Genomic DNA, 3,394 nt, shown 5'->3' with positions numbered 1-3,394 from the left:
GCGCGACACCGGCCCCCGGGCCCAGCGCGACACCGGCCCCCGGGCCCAGCGCGACACCGGCCGCGGCCGGCGGTACGCCCGGCCGCGGCCGGCGGCGCGAGAGCCTCCGGCCGCACGCCCTGACCGGGTCGGGCTACCTCCTGCTGGCCCTGCTGCTGACCGCCCGGGTGTGGCCCGACCCGACCCGGAACATCATCGCCGGCAACCCGAACGACACCGCCCTGTACTGCTGGTGGCTGGCACACACCGCACATGCCGTCACCAGCCTGTCGAACCCCTTCGTCACGCACCTGGCGAACGCGCCGGAGGGGATAAACGCGCTGTGGAACACCTCCGTGCTGGTCCCCGGCCTGCTGCTGACGCCGGTGACCCGGGTCGCCGGGCCGGTGGCCTCCTACAACCTGCTCGTCGTGCTGGCGTTCTCGCTGTCCGCGTTCAGCGCCTACCTGTTCGCGCGGAAGCTGCGGGTGCGCGCCGCGGCGGCCGGCGTCGCCGGGCTCGTCTACGGTTTCTCGCCGGCGCTCGTCGCGGCCGGGACAGGACATCTCAGCCTGGCCCTGGCGCCGGCCGTGCCGTTGCTGCTCGGCCTTGTCGTGGACGCCGTCCGGGGGACGCGGCGGCCGGCGCGGACCGGCGTGCTGCTCGGCGTCGGCGCCGGCCTGCAACTGCTGACCGGCGAGGAGGTGCTGCTCATCACCGCGGTGACGGCCGCCGTCGGGATCGTCCTGCTGCTGGCGAGCCGGCCGGAGTATCTCCGCCGGGCCGGCGGGCCACTGCGCGCGTTGGCGATCGCCTTCCTGACCTGCCTGGCGCTGGCCGCGGTGCCGCTGTGGATCCAGTTCTTCGGGCCGTTGCGGGCCCACGGCAGCCCGTTCCTGGCGAACTTCTTCAAGAGCGACCCGACCGGCCTGTACGTCCCTTCCGAACGCCAGTGGCTCGCGACATCCGCGCAGAGCGCGCGGGCGGCCGAGTTCCCCGGCGGCGCGCCGGAGTACATGAACTTCCTCGGCTGGCCCCTGCTGATCGTGTGTCTGTGCGCCGTCGTCCTGGGCTTTCACGACCTGCGGACACGGCTGGCCGGGCTCACCGGCGCGGTGCTGGCGGTTCTCTCCCTGGGCGGGACGCTGCTGGTCAACAACGTGGAGACGGGCCTGCGGCTGCCCTGGGGCCTGGTCGCCGGCCTGCCGGTCTTCGAGGCCGCCCTGCCGAACCGGTTCTCCCTCGGCACGGCCCTGATGGCCGGGCTCGTGCTCGCCTGTGCCCTGGACCGCCTGCCCGCCCGGCTCGGCGCCCCCGGCGTCCCGGCGGCCGCCCGGTTCAGGACCGCCGGTCTCCCCGCGGCCCGGTTCAAGGCCACCGGTGTTCCAGCAACGGCCCGGTTCAGGACCGCCGGTATCCCGGCGGCCCGGTTCAGGACCGCCGGTATCCCGGCGGCCCGGTTCAGGACCGCCAGTATCCCGGCGGCGGTGGCCCTCGCTGTGGCCTGTGTACTCCCGCTGATTCCTCGGCCGTACGCCGTCGAACGCTCACCCGACGTGCCCGCGTTCTTCACCACTGACGCCGTGAGAACCCTTCCGGCCGGCTCCAACGTGCTTCTCCTGCCCTATCCGACCGGGCTGCGGACCACCGCGATGGCCTGGCAGACCGCGGCGGACTTCCCTTTCTCGATGCCGGGCGGCTACTTCATCGGCCCGGGCCACGACGGGAAGGCGTACATGGGCGGGAAAAAACCGACAGCAACAGCACAGTTACTGGACGGCATCGAAAACAACGGGGCCGCCGGCCCGGTGACCCCGGCACAGATCGCCCGGAGCCGCGCCGACTTCGCCGAGCTCGGTGTGCGCGCGGTCGTGCTCGGCCCGGCAAGGCACCTGGACGACCTGCGCGACACGGTGACGTCGCTGACCGGACACCCGCCGGAGCTCACCGGAGGTGTGTACGTCTGGCACCTTCCGTGATATCCCGTGCCGGACGCCCACCGCTGGACAGCCCGTGATGCCGGTATGCGACGCGCCCCGAACCGGTGCGGTCGACGTGTGATGAAGTAGGCCGAGCGATGTCCTCGAGCACGGACAATGTCCACAGGCAGCGTCCGCGTCCACGAGCAGCGTCCACGTCCACAGGCAACGCCCATGTTCACAGGCAGCGTCCGCGTCCACGGACAATGTCCAGAGGACGGGCAATGCCCACGAGCAAAATCCACAGGGAGGTGGGACGGCCGGATGCCGCTCGAGCGCCACCCGACGTCGAAAACCGGGCGGGAACCGGATTCCGGCCAGCTCGTCGCGGGCCGTTACCGGCTCGGCGCCGAACTCGGCCGCGGCGGTTTCGGTGTGGTGTACGCGGCCACCGACGAGCTGCTGCGGCGGGACGTCGCCGTCAAGGAAATCCGCCTCCCACCGTCGATCTCCGCCGACGAGCGGGCGATCCTGCGCCAGCGGGTGCTGCGCGAGGCGCGCTCGGCCGGCCGGGTCCAGCATCCCGGGCTCGTCCCGGTCTTCGACGTCCTCGAGGCGGACGGCCGCCCGTGGATCATCATGGAGCTCGTGGAGGGCCGCTCCCTGTCGGAGATCATCTACGACGAGGGCCCGCTGCCGCGTGAGCGGGTGGCCCGGATCGGCATCAGCCTCGCCTACGCCCTGGAGGCCGCGCACCGGACCGGGATCATCCACCGGGACGTCAAACCGGCGAACGTCCTGATCAGCGCGGACCGGCGCGCCCGGCTGACGGACTTCGGTATCGCGCTGTCCGCGGGGGATCCGACCCTGACCCGCACCGGCATCCTGCTCGGCTCGCCGTCCTACATCGCCCCGGAACGGGCCCGGGGGGAGGCCGGCGGCCCGGGCAGCGACATCTGGGCGCTGGGCGCGACCCTGTTCACCGCGGTCGAGGGCGGCGCGCCCTACGAGCGCGACAGCGCCATCGCGACGCTGACCGCGATCGTCGAGGGCAGACGCCATCCCTTCCGGCTGGCCGGCACCCTCGCGCCGATTCTCGCCGATCTCCTGGCGGTGCGGCCCGCTGACCGCCCGTCGCTGTCCCTGGCCCGGCGACGGCTGCGGAAGGTCAGCGAACGGGAGTCCTCCCGGCGGCTGCCGGGCACCCGTGCGGGCCGTACCGACCGCGAGCGTCCGCCGCGGACACCGGCGGGCCGCGACGGCGTCGCGCCGGGCGCGATCCCGGTGGGCCCCGCCCGCGCCGAGGCCGACGAGCGGGATGCCGTTGTACCGGGGCCGGGCATGATCCCGGTGAGCCCCGCCCCCGCTGAGGAACATCCGGCGCGCACGGCCGGGGCGAGCCAGGTGGACGCGGCACCGGCCTCCACCGGCGGCTCCACGGCCGGCCCGCCCGCCACCAGCGGATCCGGCGCCGGCCGTCCCGCCATCGGCCGCGC

The 3,394-nt window shown here is 73.8% G+C and carries 2 protein-coding genes; both read left to right on the top strand.

Going from position 1 to position 3,394, the window contains the following annotated elements; all coding sequences use genetic code 11:
• The coding region (locus NBW84_RS23365; protein WP_250287439.1) for a DUF2079 domain-containing protein at positions 1 to 1,958 on the top strand (1,958 nt) is incomplete at its 5' end.
• A 264-nt stretch (positions 1,959 to 2,222) separates the two neighbouring features.
• A partial coding sequence (locus tag NBW84_RS23360; RefSeq protein WP_250287437.1) for a serine/threonine-protein kinase occupies positions 2,223 to 3,394 on the top strand: 1,172 nt, incomplete at its 3' end.

The sequence above is a fragment of the Protofrankia sp. CiP1_Cm_nod2 genome (genome assembly GCF_920664355.1).
GTDB lineage: Bacteria > Actinomycetota > Actinomycetes > Frankiales > Frankiaceae > Protofrankia.
Note: the sequence above shows the minus strand (reverse complement) of the source record. Positions and strands in the feature narration are given on the sequence as shown.